The sequence below is a fragment of the Aneurinibacillus sp. XH2 genome, assembly GCF_001439585.2.
GTDB classification, from domain to species: Bacteria; Bacillota; Bacilli; order Aneurinibacillales; family Aneurinibacillaceae; genus Aneurinibacillus; species Aneurinibacillus thermoaerophilus.
This window is the reverse complement of record NZ_CP014140.1, coordinates 947,700-966,210: the sequence shown is the minus strand read 5'-3', so window position 1 is coordinate 966,210 and position 18,511 is coordinate 947,700. Positions and strand designations below refer to the sequence as shown.

The window sequence follows — 18,511 nt, the reverse complement described above, 5'->3', positions numbered from 1 at the left end:
AAAAAGTGAAAAAAGCATTATCGCTTATGCTAGGACTTCTTCTCGTTTTCGGTGTGTTTGCACCATCGGGTGAAGCGAGAAGGAGCGATTTCAAACTTGGGAATGAGGTATTCCTAGAAAAATATGCTTATCTTATCAATGGAAAGCGGGTCGGACTTGTTACGAACCAGACCGGGGTCAACAGCCAAGGAAAAAGCACGATTTCCGTGTTAGCTGAATATCCGCATGCTACATTAACGGCGCTCTACGGTCCTGAACACGGTATTGACGGCAAAGCGAAAGCCGGAGCTTACGTAGAGTCGTCGATGCACCCAACCTTAAAAATCCCGATTTACAGCCTCTACGGCAAAACGAGGATGCCAACCGCTAAAATGCTGGAAAATATCGACGTGCTTGTTTTTGATATACAAGATATCGGTGCGCGCTCCTATACATACATATCTACCTTAAATTACTGTATGAAAGCTGCCAAACAGAATAACAAAACGATAGTTGTGTTGGACAGACCCAATCCGCTCGGCGGAACTATTGTGGAAGGCCCGGTGCTTGAAGATAAATATAAATCATTCGTCGGTGTTGATAATCTGCCAATGACCCATGGCATGACAATCGGAGAGTTGGCTCTGTTTTTTAACCGCAACATCGGCGCCGATCTTCATGTAGTGCCGATGGAAGGCTACACACGCGATATGATTTTCCAGGACACAGGGCTGCGCTGGGTACAAAGCTCTCCGCTGATTCCGGATTTGCAGTCTGTATTCGGTTACGCAGCTACCGGATTGGGAGAAGGGACAGGCATTTTCCAGGCAGATGCGTTCAAGTGGATTGGCGGCAAAGGAATTGACTCGAAAAAATATGCCGCTCTGCTAAACAAAGCCGGCCTGCCTGGTGTCACTTTCATTCCAGAGAAACGCGGCTCCGCGGGCGGAGTACGTTTGAAAATTACCAATTACCACGCGTTTAATCCGGCCAAAACAGGAATTTACGCGCTGGCGTATGCCCACTCGCTCAATAAATTCAAAGTACCGAAAAGCGGAAAAACGATTGTAATGTTCGATAAAATCATGGGTACCGATAAGATCGGCAAATATCTTTCTCAAGGATTAAGCCCGCAGCAAATTGAAGCAAACTATGCACCGCAATTGAATAAATTCAAACAAGAACGCAAACAATATTTAATTTATAATTAAAAACCACTCAAAACATTTTTTGAGTGGTCAGCTTGCAGACAAACTCCCTCGTTGCCACTAATAGGAGAGGGGGTCTATCTGCAAGCTGACCCTGCCTTCTAACAGGCAGGGTTGATTTTAAGGCACCGTTTTGATAAAAACTTCCATTCCTCTGATCGTTCAATGTCATACACGGAAAAATCGCATACAAATGCGGCGGGCGTTCAGCAGCTGCCAGCAATTGTGTGAATCCATAGTAAGATAGACCAAACATTCCGACTTTTCCAGAAGAATAAGGCAATGATGCAGCCTATTCTACCGTATCATAACCATCTTCTGCTTCATATGTGAATGGATGAAATTCCCCTTCGGAATGATAACGGCCCCGAACATCCTGGATGATGACAACATAGCCATTGCTGACAAGGCGGTTTGTATCAAGGTAACGATGTGAATAAAAGGGCAAATCTTTGCCATAAGGAAGTCGTGTCAATAATACAGGAAATTTCCCTTGCTGATTGGGTCGATAAATATTGGCATACAACACCGTCCCGTCTCACATCGTACATGGAACATTTTTTTCTAACAAGATTTGTGTTATTTCCAAACCATTCACCCCCTTTGTTTTTCGTATCGTTATTATTCAAAAGTAACTCTTTTCTCAATATATGCTCTCACCCTTGCTTTACTAGTAACAACGCTAACTAGTAACATAACTACTGTATTAATCGTAATCGCTACTATACCAATATCAAGATCCTTTATAAACTGTGGGAAATTAGGAAACAAGGTACCCATAGTCATGTCGGTAATTGTTACATAAGCAACCGTAGCTACACCAGCTATTATCCCGGCAGAAGCACCTAGTTTGGTAACAGGGTTTTTCTTCCATAAACTAAAGAATAAAGATGGAAATAATTGTAAAACAAAACTATAAGCCATTATTAGCAATGCAATCATGGTGTTTCCACCATAAAAAGTAAAAAATAAAGAGATTAGTGCAACGATAGGTACAAAAATACGAGTTAATCGTGCAAGTTGTTCATTGGTTGTATTCGGTTTTATCGCTTTATAAATATTTTTTGACAGAATCGTAGACGCTGTTAGCAGTAACATGGAACAGGGCATAAGCGCCGCCAACAATCCCGCAGCTCCTATGACACCCACAAACCATGGGTCAAATGTTGCTTTTGCTATTTTAAATAAAGCTAAATCTGTATCTGCCCCTTTTAAATTCGGTATTTGTAAAAGAGCAGTGAATCCGATAAATAGTATGAATACCAAAATAATTTGGTAAATTGGTAAAATGGCTGCATTCTTACGCAATGTCCCTTCATCCTTTGATGATAAACTTGCACCAAAGCAATGCGGCCACATATACTGTCCCAAAGCAATGATTAAACATGTAGAAATGTACCAGGATATGCTAAGTCCTTCGTTAGGTAGTAATAAAAATCCCGGCTTTGTAGCATCTAATGTTTCAAACATAGGTTTTATGCCACCATAATAGTGATAGGGTAGATAAATACCTAAAAATAGGATAACGACTAGCATAAGAATGTCTTTTAAAACTGATGTCCATGCTGAGCCATGAATCCCAGACACATAAACAAATATAGTAACAGCAATCATACCTATCCATACTGCTAAATTCGGTGAAATTCTTCCATAAGAAGCTTCTGATACAATGATTTGAAATCCCTTTAACTGTAGAACGATATAAGGGATCATAGACACGACACCAACTGTTGCTACCAATAACCCTAGTGCCTTACTATTATATTTCTTCGCAAAAAAATCAGATTGAGTAAGTAAATTATGTTTTTTTGCATAACGCCAAATAGGAGGTAAAATCCAGTACGGTACAATATAGGTTAGAGCACAAAATATATAAATAGCAGGGCCCCCCATTCTATATGCGCCTCCGCTTGCCCCTAGAAACACAAATGTCGAAAACATTTCTCCTGCCATTAGTACAAACATGATTAATGAACCGAAATTACGATTAGCAACTGCCCACTGTTCTAGTTGCATTTCTTGCCCTTTACGAGCGCGAATACCTAAATAGAAAGCAACTAAAAAAGTGACTATTATGATTAATATTGCGCTATTCATTTATTTACCTCCTTTTTGTCATGGATCATGCTACTAATATATAAACATACTGAAGTTAAAATGAGCCAAGCGGTTGCCCAAAAGACAATAAAGGGTAAACCAAGTATATAAGGTTCTACACGGTTTATTACCGTTAATGAACCAATAGCAGGTATAAGACTCAGTAACCAAATTAAAATTTTCATTACTGCATTCCTCCTTTTAAAAAATATCAATCGTGTTCTGAAATGCTTTTACAAATGCAGGCTAATTAAGTAACTACATTTCCTATCTTTTGTATAAATTATTTTAAATTATCAATCTTTTGAATGTAATAATATATCAATTTTTAAAACGAACCAAATAGTGTTAATAGCTCAAAGAGAATACTAGCCTTTCCGCTGCAAATATTTTGCCATTTGAAAGGCTAGTATGCATCGTTATCTTACTCTTCTTCTATCTCAATCACTTCACGAATCATATCATGAAACTGTACGACCCCGTTTTCTGTAGGTGAAAAAATACCTTTTTTAAAGGCTCGAGAGCGGAAACCAATTTGCTCCAACTCGACTAATTCCACATCTTCATCCCGCACTTGTTCCATAAATTTGATTAAATCAAGCTCTTCCTGTGTCAGATTTTCATCTCGGAAGAAATACGTATACACACCTAATGTTGTTTCATGATCAATCGGAATCATTTGGATAAGCGACATATTTCCCGGGCCTGGATAAATTGTAACCATCAGGTTCGGCCAGAGCCAATAAAAACGGCCCCCTTGCATTTCCGCTTTATCCAGTTCTACGCTTCCCACCTGTTTGTTCCGCTTTACAGTCGTACCTTGAATCGAATAATTCTCGCAAGGGATAATCTTGTAATTATTCATATCTAACGTAGCAACCAGAGCCGGATGGGAAATCGGACAATGATCACATTCCAGATAATTGTCAATGAATGCTTTCCAGTTCGCCTTAATGACTCGTGTTTTTTGTCTTACCTTTTTCAATTCTCTAATGAATTCAAATCTATTTAGATCTTCAAAAAAATCACCGTAGCTTTCAGCAAGTGGTTTAGCGCTTTCATCAAGATTCACAAAAATCAAGGAGGCTTCCGTTTCTACCCGAACTGAGCGAAGACAGGCGCTTCCTGAACAAAAATCAGGGACATCCTTAAAGTTCGGCGCTTTATGCAAAGAACCATCCAAATTAAAAGTCCATCCATGATAACCACATTGCAGAACCTTCCTATTCCCTTCTTCCTTTTTCTCTAATTTGGTTGCACGATGTGGACAAACATTATAAAACGCTCTTATTTCTTCGTCTTTCCCACGCACAACGATAATAGGCTCGCCGGCTACCTCACATGTGAAATAGTCACCCTGATTTGCTAACTGGCTAATGTGTCCTACAAATTGCCAACTTTTCGCAAAAATCTTCTCTTGTTCTACCCTTAATACATTCGGGTCGGTATAAAGATAATACGGAATCGTTTGTTTGGGTTTGGATACAACCTTCTGTTCTTTTACTTCCATGACTGAAAACTCCCTTCTCACACTTTTGTTTAAAAATTCGGAGAAAATTGTACAAGTTGTTGCTTTCTTTAACTATTTTTAAAGCAATATTAATGCCAATAAAAATTCCGCTATTCCCAACACAAATAACTCTATTTTTTCTTTTTTTAACTATAAAAATGAGTTATAATTAACTCAATCGAGTGAATTTATACTCAATTTATTAAATTCGGAATGTTTATACAAAAAATGGAATTAGAGTAAGGCGTGGTGATTATACATGCAAAGAACTGCGGAAAACAATAAACAAATAGAAATCAGTGCCGAAACTCTTATGAACATTCTCGATCATTCATCGGATGAAATTTTTGTGTTAGACAAAGAGGGTCGTATCATCTATGTCAATAAAGTTTGTGAGCGGCATTACGGCTTGAAGCCAAGCGAAGTCATCGGAAAAACGAATGATGAGTTCGTTTCGAAAGGATACTGGTCACCTTCGATCGTTCCTTTCGTTTTAACATCGAAAAAACCAATCACCATTAAGCAGACAACATATATAGGGGGAGAACTCATTACAACAGCCATTCCGATTTTGAACAAAGATAATGAAATCGAATTGATCGTTACGACCTCTCAGGAGCAAAACTACAAAAAGCTCCAAATGCCAGATACTCACGAAAAGAATGATTCCGAAACAGAGTATCCATCTTCAAAAAATCTCATCACAAACAATAAAGAGATGAAAAAACTTATTGCCTTTTGCGAAAAGGTAGCAAAAGTGGATACAACCCTTTTAATTCAGGGGGAATCTGGCACCGGAAAAAGCGTGCTAGCAAAATATATCCACCAGATGAGTACACGAAAAAACGGCCCTTTCTTATCTCTTAACTGCGCGGCCATTCCAGAAGAACTGCTCGAATCGGAACTATTCGGCTATGTCCATGGAGCATTTACCGGAGCAAGCAAAGGAGGAAAAATGGGACTCCTGGAAGCAGCGAACGGCGGTACAGTTTTCCTGGATGAAATCGGAGAAATCTCACCAAAAATGCAGGCTAAACTGCTACAAGTGATTCAGGAACGCCAATTCTTTCCTGTCGGAGGGCGGGAAGCAAAAAAATTGGATATCCGTATTATTACGGCAACAAACCAAAATTTATACGAAATGGTGCAGGAAAAACGCTTCAGAGAAGATCTTTATTATCGGCTCAATGTCATCGAAATCAAATTGCCACCTTTACGAGAGAGAGTAGAAGATATTATTCCTTTAACATATTACTTCCTTAACAAGTTCAATAAAAAATATGAAGTATATCGGCTCATTTCACAAAAAGCGCTCGATATTATATTCAGTTACGATTGGCCCGGCAACGTCCGGCAACTAGAAAATGTCATCGAGAGACTGGTCGTCACAACTGACTCCATAATTGAAGTAGAGGACTTGCCAGACACGATTGTACAAAGTGCAAAACCGAAATCATATTTTACATCTTCCGCTTCGTTGGATGAGGCTATAGAAGAACTTGAAAAAAACATGGTTATCAACTCATACCAAAAAAACAAAAGTTCCCGAAAAGTCGCCAAAGATTTGCAAATTAGCCAAACGAGGGCATGCAAGCTGATCAGAAAATATTGCCGAACCTCATAAACACAAAAAGGATAAACATGCAACCAATCCTTGTGGCGATATTTACGTATAAATCAAACCATATTCTACACAGCAAAAATGAAAGCCCCCTATTCGATAGGGGACTTCCAACCATATCATATCGCCATATTATTGTTGAGAGAACAAGGGACGTTAAAGCTGTTCATCATGCAACATGGAAGAGAGAATTTCTACTATTCTGTCCCCTACTTCCGAAGTAGAAGACGTGCCGTTCATATCCGGGGTGAGAACTTCTTTTTCTTGCAATATTTTTTCGATAGCTTGTATCACAGTGTCTGCCAATGCTTCGTATCCCAAAAATTCAAGCATTTGGCTCGCAGACCATATCGCCGCAAGGGGATTGGCAATGCCCTGGCCTGCAATATCCGGCGCAGATCCATGAATCGGTTCAAACATTGAAGGATACGTTCGCTCTGGATTGATGTTCGCTCCGGCAGCCAATCCTATTCCTCCGGCAATCGCAGCCCCTAAATCCGTTAATATATCGCCAAATAAGTTCGAAGAGACGACGACTTGAAAGCGTTCCGGCTGTTTCACCATAAACATGCTGGCCGCGTCCACGAGATACGAGCGTGTTTCAACATCCGGATACTCCTGACTTATCTCATCAAAAATTTGATCCCAGAATACCATGGAGTAATTTAACGCATTTCCTTTGCTTATGCTTGTTAACGATTTGCCCATTTTCCGTGCCGTCTCAAAAGCATATCGAATAATTCTCTCCGTCCCTTTGCGAGAAAAAACGCCCGTTTGTAGCACAACTTCTTCAGGTTTCCCTTTAAACAACCAATCCCCGGCACCGGCATATTCCCCTTCGCTGTTTTCGCGGATAAATAGCATATCAATCTCTTCTTTTCTAACATCCTTTAACGGACAAGGCGCTCCTTGTAATAATTTAATGGGACGAATGTTCACATATTGATCAAATTCTTTACGAATCTTTAACAACAAATCCCATAATGAAACGTGATCCGGAACGCCCGGATAGCCGACAGCTCCAAGATAAATGGCATCAAACGCTTTTAATTGCTCAATCCCATCATCATCCATCATTTTTCCATGCTTTAGGTAGTATTCACATCCCCATGGGAAATACGTAAAGTCAAAACAGAAATCTCCGCTACATTCAGCCACTTTGTTTAATACCTTCACACCTTCACCAATAACTTCCGGCCCGATTCCATCACCTGCAATGACTGCAATTTTAAATGTTTTCACCAATCTACTCCTCCTATGCTCTAGTTTTATCTTTGAAGAAGGAAAATTCCTGTTCCCAGATCACTTGACACTAATTTCGGTTCCAGACAATAAGTTTTAGTTCTGTCATTTCCTCAATAGCAAACTTGACCCCTTCACGCCCCATGCCACTTTCTTTCACACCACCGTAAGGCATATGATCGACACGGAATGTCGGAATATCATTCAGCATAACCCCGCCTACATGCAATTTCTCAGCTGCATCCAGCGCAGTACGCACGTTTTCCGTATAGATTCCGGCCTGTAGACCAAAACGAGAATCATTCACAAATTCAATGGCTTCTTCAACAGACTTCACTTTATTAATCAACACGATCGGGGCAAACACTTCCTGACAGGAAACTTTCAGGCACGCGTCCGCTTCCAGAATGACGGTCGGATACAAAACATTCCCTTCCGCTTTTCCACCTATCGCTACTTTTGCCCCTCCTTGTTTTGCTTCTTCAATCCAATCAAGCGTACGCTGTACATCCTGGAAAGAAATCAACGCAGATATATCGGTGGCTGGGTCGAGTGGATCGCCTATCTTTAATAGCTTCGTCGCCTCCACAAACTTTTCAACAAAAGCCTCGTATATCTCTTCATGGGCATATACTCGCTGCAAGGAAATGCATACTTGTCCCTGGAAAGAAAAAGCACCGGTAACACAACGAGAAATAATACGGTCAATATCAACGCCCTTATCGATAATAACAGCAGCATTCGAGCCGAGTTCTAACGCAACCCGCTTTAATCCTGCTTTATTGCGTATGCTAATCCCAACGCCAGGACTGCCGGTGAATGTAATCATATTCACTCTCGGATCAGTAACAATTTTCTCCCCTACGTCTTTTCCGCTTCCGGTCACTACATTTAACACTCCTGCAGGCAACCCCGCTTCTTCAAATAATTCAGCCAAAAACAAAGAAGATAATGGAGTTTGTAAAGCAGGCTTCAGCACAACGGTATTTCCCGCTGCAATTGCCGGACCTACTTTATGAGCGACAAGGTTCATCGGAAAATTAAATGGTGTAATCGCTCCAATCACACCGACAGGTTCCCGAACCGTATACGCGACTCTTCCTTCCCCGCCTGGCGCAGCATCAAGTGGAATTGTTTCACCGTGTATTCTTTTTGCTTCCTCAGCAGAAAACTTGTACGTTTCAATCGTACGCGCTACTTCCGCCCGTGCCAATGCAATCGGCTTGGCCGCTTCAACTGCAATGATTTTCGCCGCTTCTTCCATGCGCTCTTGGAGAAGAAAAACCAGTTTCTCCAAAATACTTGCCCGCTTGTGCGCAGGCATCTTTGCCAATACATCTTTGGCCTGACAGGCTGATTCAATGGCGTGTTCAACTTCTTTTTCTGTAGCCATAGGAATGTAAGCAAGCAGCTCGCCTGAATAAGGCGAATAAAGCGGATGATATTCCTTCGATTCGATCCATTCTCCATTGATAAACAATCTTTTTTGCATACTCCCATCCTCTCTTCCTTTGAACATCATCAAGGTGACAAAACATTCATGCATGGATAAGTATAAAAATTTTTACACTATTTTTATAATTGCAAAAGGAATGCCAAGCGAATTTTTCTGATGTTTACCCATATTTTCATTCTCTTGATTTTGTCACTGCGAGTTCATACTAACTCATTTCGAATTGCTATCAACTCAAAACAACCTCAGTATTTATCGGGGTACCGCCACATGCCCATCAAGTTAACGGGATAAAAACCCAAGAGAACGATAAAGCTCTATCATTTTATTGCTTGGAAGAATTTTAGGAAATGCGGACAGGAATCCGCTGCCTTTTTAGAGGAGAGGGGAATGTCAATTATTATATCGTCTGGTCTGTAAAATATCGAAGAAAAGTGCTTATGCTATCTGAAAAACCTTTTTTATGTGAAGAGTATAAGACTGTTCATTCGCAAGTTTTGCAAAACGTAGTCGAACGTTTGGATAAAGCGTATCAAGCCTTTTTCAGACGTTTGAAGCATTGACAGGAATAAATTTCCTTCCACAATTATACTAAAACAAAAGTCAAAGAAAGTAAAAGTCGAAAATTGAAAGCCTCCTGTTTTCTCAGAAGGCTTTATTGTCTTCCTAAATAAAAATTTATCCTTTCATTTTCCAGAATAAATCTTACCTTAAAGTCCCAGTTTCTGATTCCAAAAACAGTATTAGCGTGGGTTATACGTCAAAATGTTGGCGGTACCCCTTCTAGGCATCTACACGAAACTTCCTTGACCAAATCGTACTTCTGCTATCGCTTGTAGTTGTTTTCGATCTGTCTTTCCATTAGCTAGAACCGGTAAATCAGGAAGCATTTCATAAAAACTCGGTCGGGAAGGCTCTTCTATTCTATCTTTTATAAATAGGTCAATGTCTCTTTTCGTAATAGACTTATCCCCTACCACAAAAGCACACAATCGATTTCCGCGTGTTGGATGAGGAATCCCCACAACAGCTACGTCTCTTATTCCATCATATTCTCTTATGGTTCTTTCTACATATTCTGGGCTGACATTATATCCATTGACAATAATAATATTCTTTTTTCTTCCCAAAATCGTCACATACCCCTGCTCATCCCTCATTGCCATATCACCAGTAAGCAGCCATCCATCCTTAAGCATTGAGGCATCTACTTGTCCATCGGCATAATACCCTAACATTATAGAAGGACTTCGTACCCATAACTCTCTATCCTCGGAAAAGCAAATTTCTGTTCCAACAAGTGGTTTGCCAACCGTTCCGTAACGATAATCGTAAGGACTATTCAGTAATACATTAGGCCCCGCCTCAGTTAACCCGTAACCATCCAATATAGGAACACCCGTCATTTTCACCCACTGTTGAACAAAAGCATAGGGAAGTAAATCACCTCCACATCCCCATCCCTTTACTCCAATATCTACAATCCCTCTACGTTCTTTTAATAGATAAGGAAGCATAGATTGATAAAAAAAAGGAGCACTTTCTACCCATCTAACTCCCTGCTTCTGTAGTACAGTAAGTATAGATCGGGGACGTAAATTAGCAGGAATGACCAAATCCATACCATTTTGCTCCAAGATACCCACAATACTCAATCCATATGCACCCCAAAGCGGTAATGTGAAAAGAAGTCGCTCCCCCTCCTTATACTCGAATACTCGTGTTGTCTCACGTTTCTGATATTCAATTCCCTCTTTACTCCATACTACATATTTAGGTATTCCTACAGTAGAGCCTGAGGTTCTACAAATGAGGGCGGTATTACTAGGTATATTCTTTTCCCCTACCAAGGACAGTCTCTCAATCTGTATCCTGTAATGATCGCTCATATAGCACACATAGTCAGCTCGAACTATCTCTAACTGTTTGTCTAATTCAGCCACCTTTCCGAGCATGATAGGAACCGCTTCTAGTTCCTTGCATGCATAATAGGCAATTAACCAAGAGATAGGCTCATGAATAGCGATTGCAACCAAATGACCCTCAGAAACCCCTAAACGATTCATACTAAACATGAGTTGTTGTATTTCTTGTTTAATAAAACCTGTATAAGATGTACTACCAACAAAAACTTCATAATTAATCAAACCGCTTCTTTCCTTCCTTGAAAGATCATATTTGGATTGCTTTTATGGGTTTTACTAAAGAAATTTGAGAATGTCTTTGGAGGAACTCAATAAAAAATTGATTTTCTTGCATCTTTGTTTGCTCTACTGACTCAATTGTTGCTTCTAAAAACTTTTTAAGTGGTGACTGTCGCATAATATTCTTCATCAGACCAATACTTATAGCTTCCCATTGTTTTACAATCCTATTAAACCAGGCCAAATCCTCCTCATAAGCAGAACCGTATAGCATTACCAAATCTTTAAGCAAATCTAGGTAGTAGTAGCGCATTAATTTTATTTCCAGAACAGCTTGACCATAATCAGAAAGATGACCTCCATTCAGGTGATCATCATATTTATAGGAGATCAAATCCTCTACTAGCTGATTAATCGCACTTCTTCCAAAGTAATGCGTGTCATTACCTTCTCGGATTATGAGCCCCCGATTATATTCAAAAGCAACTGTAACAGCTACACTCTCCATCAATTTCATTACGTCACTCTTACCTATTTTGCAAATTTCATATAGCTGTAGCATTTCAAATTCTTTTTTACCCTGTACTTTCGTATTTTTTTCTAATTGCTTAATAGCCCGATCTCCACGCCAGCATGCTTCAAAGTCTCGAATTTTTATGCTCCCAACATAATCTGCTGGAACACCATCATAAATTAATGCCTTCTGCTCATCTATCCCATATACAGATATCCAATGCTTAATAATTCCAGGGTGAAGACTATTGTACTCAATCAGATACTTATCACTATGATAATATTCACTGTAAGGTAAGTGGAAATACGTAGCACCAATCAATGAGAGATGTTTATTTTTAATATTATGAATAATCGCTGCTTTACCTTCCTCATAGGTTTTAAACGATATGTTCTCTACTTTATAGCCCATATGCTCCGGGCTGACTCCATAGCCCAGCTTACTTAAACGGAAAGAATCTATATATTCGTCCCATAAGCCATACTCCATGTTGATTACATCTTTTTTCTTAGAATAAACCGTTACGCTATACATCTCTAAATTGGGATGTAAACTAAGGAAACTAGTCATTCCCTCATGCCTTAGTCGTTCATGCAAAATAACGTGAAGACAAATGGAATAATACGGAGCTTTCCTTTCTGGTGCGAATGGTTGTATTTCCATTACTGTACGCTCCCTTTCTTATGCAAATGATCGTATTTTCATTATTGTACGCTTCCCTTTTGAACGTATTGGCTCTATACGTTACACAGGGTAAGAGCAATTATAATCAGATATGGATTCCTTGGCAGTATGATTTGTTTAATACGCTCTGGATACTGAAGAGATACTTTCTGCAACCAAATGGTTCTTGGGAGTTCAGTAAGAATCATGTTCTCTACATAATAGGGGAGAGACATTGCTATCTGCTCTCCAAACAATGGTGTCCCAGTTTTATACTGTTTCCAGTTAGTCAAACCAAATCGTGCTTCTTTTTCCATCCCATCCACATATCTAATTATAAATTTATCCTGATAATCACCAAACAGCGAAAAGCCTAGGAAAGCTAAGGTTTGAAAGGAACTTTGAGCGTTTACTTCAATAATTTGACCATCACAACTTATAACATCATTATCAACCGTTTCAGTTAATGGGAAGAAAAAAGGAATTCCCCCATATGAAATTATTTCATCACTTGGAAATATCTCCCCAGGAATACTGCTGTGTACATGATCTAATTGAGCAACATACGTTGGGTCTTGAGTTGATACTCCCTTTGTATTAAAAACGGATGCCAAACTAATTATATGTGCATCTGTCATACTCATTGTTCAAGCACCTCAATTACTTTTCTAACAATCTAGAAATAGCTGATTAACTTTTCATAGACCTCTTTTTCTTTTTCAATAATTTTATCAACCCAATCAATCTGTTTTTGGAAATTAACACTACCTGTAATCTTTGCTTTAATCAAATAATTTCGAAACACAGCCCACATATTTACCGTCTCTTCTACTAAAATAATAAGTGCTGGATCTATCTCACCGCGAACCGGACTTGTTTGATCCTGATTTACATATAAAACAAACTCTAAAAAACCATCCCGATAATTTATTACTCGTTTTAACATATCAAACATTTTATTTAGATGAATTCCCAAATCTCTTCCATACGATATCATATCTTGCTTACATGTAAGCAATGCTTTTTGTCCGCTAAGATAGCCCTCATATCCGGGATCAGTACCAATAATTTTGTCGCAAACAGACCTAAATTGCTGTAGAAGCAATTCCTCGTTGATTTGTAAGGATGGTTCGGTCAATACAAAGCTGTATCTACCTTCTACTTCATAGGCTTGCTTAGTAGGTTCAATCGGGAACCAGCCAGAAAATTCATATGGCCACAAATCTGTTATATAAAAAACCTTGGATGCAGGGTCATAGTCCTGAATTAAAACAAAATGTGAGAAGATTTCCATATCGGTATACCATGGAAGGAATCTACCATCCACAACAGTAAAAAGTTGTCGATTTTGATTGATGGTTTCTTTTACTACATCCAATAGCTCACGTTTTTCGTAATGAATAAAATTTGCCTTGTAAATTTTTTGTAATGTACTTGGAAAAGGTATTAACACCTCTTCTTTTGCTGCTGTAAAATCATCAATGCTTCGATAATAAAATCCCCATCTGTCGGAAAGAAGCCAGTGATACGGTACTCCAAATCCTTGAATATAAGAACAAATAAGATACTCTAAACAATCTAAAAATTCTTTTCGTTTGTTATACATGACAGGATGGTATGTCGGAATAGTCAGATTCATTGGACTCCCCCTAACTTATTTAGACATCTACATATATTGCTTTGAATCAAATACTCCTATGAGACACACTTATTATCCTTTGTTCCCATATTGCATCATTACTGTGATTGGTAAATCTTGATCCCAATTGACTACTAATTCTAGCAAGGCAATCTTATTTTGTTTTGTGTACAACCTTGCTTCTTTTAATGCTACTTGGTATTCATTTAGAGTAGTTAATTTTGCATAATAACCACCAACAGATCGGGCTAAAGCTGCATAGTCTAGCTGTATTTGAAAGCAACACCCTATTTCCATTCCGCTCATGCTTTGTTGAAATCTTGGCCAAGAAAATCCACCATTATTTATTACTATAAAAGTGATACCTAATTGATGCTCAGCGGCACTACCTACAGCAGAGTATCCCATTTCAAACGAACCGTCTCCGAGTAAAGCGATAACATTCGCTTTTCTATCAGCAATCTTCGCTCCTAAGGATATACCCATAGGTAAACCCAAGGCTGTCTGTTCACCTGGAACAACTGTACGACCAGGCGGAGCAACCGTATAAACAGGATACGAATATCCCCACATATCATGTAAGCCATTATCTTGAACCAAAATGACATATTCTCCAAACTCACGTTCGATTCCCTTCAGAATACTTCTTACAGGTGCCTTTACGTCTTCTATTTCTGACCAGACTGACAAAACTTCTTGTTTTACTTCCTTCATTCTTTTTATCCACTCGTTTTTGTTATTGATACCGCAATTCATATCCTCGCATGAGATTCGCCATAAATTTTGCAGAAAAAGTTGGGCATCCCCAAGTAGCCTGTGATTGGCATGAACAGAGCGTTCTAGCGACCCATAATGGCAATCAATATGCACAAAGAATGTATTTGAGAAAGCTTCCTTCCAACCCATCAAAGCAGTTTCCTCTAATTGAGTTCCAATCGCCATAATCAAATCTGCTTCGAAAAGAAGTTTCTTGATTTGTGGTAACGTATACAATCCTACACTTCCAAAAGCATAGGGATGTCTCTCATCTATGATTCCTCTTCCAGATGCTGTAGTAAAGATGGCTAATCCATGTGCCTCTGCTAAGGAAATTGTTAGTTCAGACACAAATGGACGATGTTGACACCCTCCTCCTAACAGGATGATGGGGCGTTTTGCTTCCGTTAGCTGCTTGAATACTTTATATATACTTTGTTCCTCTGGCTGAGAAAAAATAGGGCCTTGTTCATGAAGGCTCTTTTTATCAGCATCCCATAACAATTCACTACTTAGCTCCTGATATGTGAGATCATCTGGAATTTCAAGATAGACAGGACCGGGCTTTCCATTAATAGCCATAAAAACAGCTCGTCGCAGGGCCCAAAGGGCTTTCTCTGAATGCTCAACACGATAGCACCATTTAGTCATAGACTGCATCATAGCAATAGAGTTGGTTTCTTGAAAGGCTCCTTCACCACGTATGTTCCGTGCTGTGGCATTTGAGATAATTATTAAAGGTACAGCAGCAGAGTATGCCTCTAAAACACCCATCATGCAGTTTGCAATTCCAGGTCCCGGACTGGTAACAAGCACAGCTGGATCTCCTGACACCTGAGCATATCCCATTGCCATTCCAACCGCTATTCGCTGATCACGTGCCGTGAAAATATTTAGCCCCTCTTTTTTGTGTGCAGCTTCAATTAATCCCGCACCATCTCCTACCATACCGAAAAGTTTTGTTATCCCTTGCTCTATAAGTACATTCACATAAGCATCCCAGATCGTTAGACCTTTTATTCCCTCCATTATTTCACATCCTTCTATATGTTAATGTAGCGATTTATTTGCTACCAAATGCAATTGATACTTCTTTGGAGATTAAAAGAGGACGACTAATAAAACTTCCTTGATAGCACACATAATTCGCTTGTAAGCCATAACCACCGAATGGATGATTTCCGTTCTCAATATCATACAGACTCAAATCCTCTGAAACGATATGGGTAGAACGTAATTTTTCTACTAGTTCTGGTACTCCAAAAACAGATGCACCGAGAGTACTCTCTACACGTTCAGGCGCATGCAACCAATCTACTACCTCTTGTTCATCTCGGTAGGTTACAACATGAAAGATAGGGCAGAAAAACTCAATAACGTTACCAATTTTTTCGAGTGGGGATACAACAACAGTCGGCTCTACAAAATTAATGGACAAATCCACTTTTCCACCATAAACAATACGATCCTTCATTTGTATAAGATAATCCTGTGCCTGCTTTGACAATCCATCGTAAAATAACGGAGTAATTACATTTCCTGGTATGTTTCGCTCGCCAATCTGCAATTTTTCAATATCCTGAATCAATGTATTTAGAAAACGATCTTTAATATTCTCATGGACAAAATACACATTGGGGCACATACAATCTTGTCCCGAATTATAAACACGAGCAGCTACGGCTCGTTTGGAAGCATCCTCTATATTTGCTTTTTGTCCAATGATAAATGGGTTGATTCCAGCTCCGAAATACAAGAACAAAGACTGCGGATATGTTTTCTGTACATTCAAACTATTTTTGTAATTACCGGTAAAGACAACTACATCTGGTTGCCCTACCTGTGCCCTAAATTCCCGTTGGGAGATAGGGAGCAGCCGGGACGGTATATCTACCTGCCTCATCAAGAAATCATGAAGTTTTACCATTGTAGATAAAGATTTTGTAGAGGGTCTAATCAAGATTTCCTTGCAAAATAAACTTGGTACTGCGGCATATAACACGTAGGAGTACAGCAAAACATTTGATGAATGATAAACAGCAATTCGATTAATAGTAGGGGGATTGTAAAGATTCACTTCCTCTTCAGCTCCAAGCAAAGTCGAGATGGAAGATTCTATCTCAGCCTCAGCACTATCATAAGTAGCAATCTCCGTCAAAATATCTAGCAGTTCTACTTTGTTGGTTCGAATTCCTGAAACAAGCCTTTCCAATCGTTTTAATTGCACATCTCTTTCTTTTGTGGAAAAAACCATAAATAGTAACCCTCCTTCTATTTACAAACAGAAAAAAATTTATATATCCAAAATTTCCTTTATGTAAGTAGGCCATTCTTGAAGTTGAGTACCATACACAGCTAGCAAAGCATATACCCATCGGTCAATCCCAAAAGCTACACATCCTGAATGTAATATCGAACCATTTGATCCAGTAATGCTAAACTCTTTACATAGTGTATCTTTTACATTATTAAAGGAAGCAATCGAAAAATTACCTATATCCGTTGAAATAATCAGCTCATATTTCATGTGAGCCATCAACTGATACTGGCTTTTTCCAGCATGATGAGGAAAATAAAACGGATCATGTGCCGTCTCTATATAACCTCTAAATCCCAAATTAACAAATAAAATCCATATTAGATCTAAAAAAAAGGACCTTGTTTCCTCTACAAATGATTCATCTCCCATAAAAACAAACTCTCTCATTCTAAAATTATGCAGTCGGTGTTTTCCCAGACGCCATGGGGCTTCATGACGGAAGCAAACACCTTCTGTACTAAGTAGTAATGGTTCATGCAATGTTTGATTGGAATACTCCTCATAGCAATGAAAACATAGGGCTGGCGAAAGAAGATACTCACTACAACGAATATATTCTTCATAATTATCTGTTTGACTAACATTATTAAGCACTTCATACTCATGAGGAAATTCGGCAACTACATATAAGTTTTGAGGGAAGTTTTTCACATACTGACATTTTTCCAATGTCTGTCTTAGAATTAAAGAAGAATAGATTCTCGCCCTCGCCTGTTTAGAAATTGCATATTTGGTAAAAAGGCGCTGTAATGCATCATATAAAATAACTGCAGACTCTTTTCGAATCAGCTCTGAAAACTCCGCTACTATTTTTTCCTCATCAGCCTGTACTTTTGTGATGTCACCATCGGTCTTTCGAATAATTCGCTTAGGAAAAGGTCGGATACTCTTTTGTTCCTCTATCATAGTTTGAATAACCTGGTCAATATGTTTTTCTTTACTTTTGTCCACAATGTCAATTTCAATTTGCTTTGTTTCAGGATAAAAGCAGCAATGAGAAATCCCCTCAAGACTATATATCAATCTCGAAGTAATCGCTTCTACTTGCGATTGAGAAAGTTCTTCAACTACTTGATACTGTTTCTTCATTAATATTCACTCTCTTCTGTATAGACTACTTGCTCTAATTGTCGTTCATTAATTAGAGTTCCTATTTTCTCTAGAGTTCGGAAGTTTTCAAGTAAGAGGTCTTCGTCTCTAAACTCCAGATCAAATTCTTGCTCTAGTGCAACGATTAAGTTAATCGCAACCATGGAATCTAAACCTATATTTGTTAAGTCTTCGCATTCAGCAATAGGCTCTTCGATCTTAAGCAGGTCTTGTAATATTTTACATATCTTATCCTGAATCATTCCTATCATTCCC

General features: G+C 39.0%; 15 protein-coding genes and 1 pseudogene. 2 read left to right on the top strand and 14 right to left on the bottom strand.

From position 1 onward, the window contains the following. The first annotated feature begins 5 nt into the window (after positions 1–5). On the top strand, positions 6–1,190 hold the full coding sequence (locus tag ACH33_RS04700) for a DUF1343 domain-containing protein (RefSeq protein ID WP_408863251.1): 1,185 nt from the start codon (positions 6–8) through the stop codon (positions 1,188–1,190). Between the two features lie 7 nt (positions 1,191–1,197). Here ACH33_RS04700 and ACH33_RS18550 read toward each other — a convergent pair. From ACH33_RS18550 to ACH33_RS04675, 4 genes and pseudogenes are all read right to left on the bottom strand, one after another. Further along, a pseudogene (locus ACH33_RS18550) lies at positions 1,198–1,716 on the bottom strand (CocE/NonD family hydrolase). A 92-nt stretch (positions 1,717–1,808) separates the two neighbouring features. After that, positions 1,809–3,284: a sodium:solute symporter family protein gene (locus ACH33_RS04685; RefSeq protein WP_057897990.1), complete on the bottom strand. Its 1,476-nt coding sequence runs from the start codon at positions 3,282–3,284 to the stop codon at positions 1,809–1,811. Continuing rightward, positions 3,281–3,469 carry a DUF3311 domain-containing protein gene (locus ACH33_RS04680; protein ID WP_057897989.1) on the bottom strand — a complete coding sequence of 63 codons (189 nt, stop codon included), beginning with the start codon at positions 3,467–3,469 and terminating at the stop codon, positions 3,281–3,283. The genes ACH33_RS04685 and ACH33_RS04680 overlap by 4 nt, the downstream gene beginning before the upstream one ends. Before the next feature lie 239 nt (positions 3,470–3,708). Continuing rightward, positions 3,709–4,794, bottom strand: coding sequence for an aromatic ring-hydroxylating oxygenase subunit alpha (locus ACH33_RS04675; RefSeq protein WP_057897988.1), 1,086 nt, complete (start codon positions 4,792–4,794; stop codon positions 3,709–3,711). 259 nt (positions 4,795–5,053) lie between these two features. Between ACH33_RS04675 and ACH33_RS04670 the strand changes: the two genes are divergently transcribed. Then, on the top strand, positions 5,054–6,418 hold the full coding sequence (locus ACH33_RS04670; protein WP_057897987.1) for a sigma-54 interaction domain-containing protein: 1,365 nt from the start codon (positions 5,054–5,056) through the stop codon (positions 6,416–6,418). 153 nt (positions 6,419–6,571) lie between these two features. Here ACH33_RS04670 and ACH33_RS04665 read toward each other — a convergent pair whose 3' ends face one another. The 10 genes from ACH33_RS04665 to ACH33_RS04615 form a co-directional block, all read right to left on the bottom strand. Continuing rightward, entirely contained in the window at positions 6,572–7,657 is a 1,086-nt protein-coding gene (locus ACH33_RS04665) for a tartrate dehydrogenase (protein WP_269465343.1), read from the bottom strand. Positions 7,658–7,727: 70 nt separating this feature from the next. After that, positions 7,728–9,149 (bottom strand): aldehyde dehydrogenase family protein, encoded by a 1,422-nt coding sequence (locus tag ACH33_RS04660; protein ID WP_236781963.1) that lies wholly within the window; start codon positions 9,147–9,149, stop codon positions 7,728–7,730. Between the two features lie 752 nt (positions 9,150–9,901). After that, the gene (locus ACH33_RS04650) at positions 9,902–11,257 is read right to left on the bottom strand and encodes a class I adenylate-forming enzyme family protein (RefSeq protein ID WP_057897983.1); all 1,356 of its coding nucleotides are present in this window, start codon (positions 11,255–11,257) and stop codon (positions 9,902–9,904) included. A gap of 25 nt (positions 11,258–11,282) precedes the next feature. Continuing rightward, positions 11,283–12,431: a cysteine peptidase family C39 domain-containing protein gene (locus ACH33_RS04645; protein ID WP_057897982.1), complete on the bottom strand. Its 1,149-nt coding sequence runs from the start codon at positions 12,429–12,431 to the stop codon at positions 11,283–11,285. 74 nt (positions 12,432–12,505) lie between these two features. After that, positions 12,506–13,075, bottom strand: coding sequence for a hypothetical protein (locus ACH33_RS04640; protein WP_057897981.1), 570 nt, complete (start codon positions 13,073–13,075; stop codon positions 12,506–12,508). 32 nt (positions 13,076–13,107) lie between these two features. After that, positions 13,108–14,070, bottom strand: coding sequence for a hypothetical protein (locus ACH33_RS04635; protein WP_057897980.1), 963 nt, complete (start codon positions 14,068–14,070; stop codon positions 13,108–13,110). 72 nt (positions 14,071–14,142) lie between these two features. Then, on the bottom strand, positions 14,143–15,855 hold the full coding sequence (locus tag ACH33_RS04630; protein WP_057897979.1) for a thiamine pyrophosphate-binding protein: 1,713 nt from the start codon (positions 15,853–15,855) through the stop codon (positions 14,143–14,145). Between the two features lie 34 nt (positions 15,856–15,889). Continuing rightward, the gene (locus ACH33_RS04625; RefSeq protein WP_057897978.1) at positions 15,890–17,080 is read right to left on the bottom strand and encodes an aldehyde dehydrogenase family protein; all 1,191 of its coding nucleotides are present in this window, start codon (positions 17,078–17,080) and stop codon (positions 15,890–15,892) included. 39 nt (positions 17,081–17,119) lie between these two features. Further along, entirely contained in the window at positions 17,120–18,235 is a 1,116-nt protein-coding gene (locus tag ACH33_RS04620; protein WP_057897977.1) for an aminoacyl--tRNA ligase-related protein, read from the bottom strand. Next, positions 18,235–18,498, bottom strand: a complete 264-nt coding sequence (locus ACH33_RS04615; RefSeq protein ID WP_057897976.1) for an acyl carrier protein — start codon at positions 18,496–18,498, stop codon at positions 18,235–18,237. Before ACH33_RS04615 ends, ACH33_RS04620 begins: the two co-directional genes overlap by 1 nt. Between the last annotated feature and the right edge of the window lie 13 nt (positions 18,499–18,511).

Coding starts and splice junctions, on each gene's coding strand:
- ACH33_RS04685 (WP_057897990.1), bottom strand. CDS start 3,284: ATGAATAGCGCAATATTAATCATAATAGTCACTTTTTTAGTTGCTTTC.
- ACH33_RS04680 (WP_057897989.1), bottom strand. CDS start 3,469: ATGAAAATTTTAATTTGGTTACTGAGTCTTATACCTGCTATTGGTTCA.
- ACH33_RS04675 (WP_057897988.1), bottom strand. CDS start 4,794: ATGGAAGTAAAAGAACAGAAGGTTGTATCCAAACCCAAACAAACGATT.
- ACH33_RS04670 (WP_057897987.1), top strand. CDS start 5,054: ATGCAAAGAACTGCGGAAAACAATAAACAAATAGAAATCAGTGCCGAA.
- ACH33_RS04660 (WP_236781963.1), bottom strand. CDS start 9,149: ATGCAAAAAAGATTGTTTATCAATGGAGAATGGATCGAATCGAAGGAA.
- ACH33_RS04645 (WP_057897982.1), bottom strand. CDS start 12,431: ATGGAAATACAACCATTCGCACCAGAAAGGAAAGCTCCGTATTATTCC.
- ACH33_RS04640 (WP_057897981.1), bottom strand. CDS start 13,075: ATGAGTATGACAGATGCACATATAATTAGTTTGGCATCCGTTTTTAAT.
- ACH33_RS04635 (WP_057897980.1), bottom strand. CDS start 14,070: ATGAATCTGACTATTCCGACATACCATCCTGTCATGTATAACAAACGA.
- ACH33_RS04630 (WP_057897979.1), bottom strand. CDS start 15,855: ATGGAGGGAATAAAAGGTCTAACGATCTGGGATGCTTATGTGAATGTA.
- ACH33_RS04625 (WP_057897978.1), bottom strand. CDS start 17,080: ATGGTTTTTTCCACAAAAGAAAGAGATGTGCAATTAAAACGATTGGAA.
- ACH33_RS04620 (WP_057897977.1), bottom strand. CDS start 18,235: ATGAAGAAACAGTATCAAGTAGTTGAAGAACTTTCTCAATCGCAAGTA.
- ACH33_RS04615 (WP_057897976.1), bottom strand. CDS start 18,498: ATGATTCAGGATAAGATATGTAAAATATTACAAGACCTGCTTAAGATC.